Here is a 303-nt window from a genome sequence, read left to right as displayed (position 1 = left end):
CCGGGAGGCGCCTGGGTGAGGCGGTTGTTGCGGCCGGACTGGTCGTAGATGATCGTGATCACGCAGGTGGTGCCGGCGCAGAACGAGTCCTGCGTCGCGGCGTTGGCGACGCCGCCCGCGCTCAGCACGCCGATGTCGCGGGTGGCGTTGTCGGAGGAACGGCGCACCTGGTAAAGCGGGCCGTTGTAGTTGCCATACAGAGCGCGGGTCGTGCTGTGCGCCGCCACGCACGGCGTGCCGCCCGCGGCGTAGATGTCGCACGGCCCCTGCGTGGCGGCCTCGGACGGTGCGGAAAGGCCGGCC

1 protein-coding gene is annotated in these 303 nt (G+C 71.9%); it reads right to left on the bottom strand.

Going from position 1 to position 303, the window contains the following annotated elements; genetic code table 11:
* A partial coding sequence (locus tag FLV34_RS39990) for an arabinofuranosidase catalytic domain-containing protein (protein ID WP_222709833.1) occupies positions 1 to 303 on the bottom strand: 303 nt, incomplete at both ends.

This window comes from Microbispora sp. CSR-4, from assembly GCF_008033685.1.
Classification (GTDB): Bacteria; Actinomycetota; Actinomycetes; order Streptosporangiales; family Streptosporangiaceae; genus Microbispora.
Note: the sequence above shows the minus strand (reverse complement) of the source record. Positions and strands in the feature narration are given on the sequence as shown.